At 43.6% G+C, this 220-nt stretch carries 1 pseudogene; it reads left to right on the top strand.

Going from position 1 to position 220, the window contains the following annotated elements:
- Positions 1-217, top strand: a pseudogene (locus CWC14_RS19015) (hypothetical protein); the annotation flags it as partial.
- Positions 218-220 lie beyond the last annotated feature (3 nt).

Genomic DNA, 220 nt, shown 5'->3' with positions numbered 1-220 from the left:
CGAAATTTTGACTGATGATGTATCGGTTTTGGCTGAAAATGGCTTTGCAACAAACACTGCCTCAGCAGATGTTTCAATTAATGCTAACGATTTAAGTGGCCTAGACTCAAGCTTCTTTGAGAGCGTAGATTACATCGGCGCGGTATCTGATCAGGACACAAGCTCTAGCTGGTATAAGTGGGTTGAGACTGCTGTTAATGCAGCGGCTCAAGACTAAAAG

Source organism: Pseudoalteromonas sp. S3260 (genome assembly GCF_005886925.1).
Classification (GTDB): domain Bacteria; phylum Pseudomonadota; class Gammaproteobacteria; order Enterobacterales; family Alteromonadaceae; genus Pseudoalteromonas; species Pseudoalteromonas tetraodonis.
Note: the sequence above shows the minus strand (reverse complement) of the source record. Positions and strands in the feature narration are given on the sequence as shown.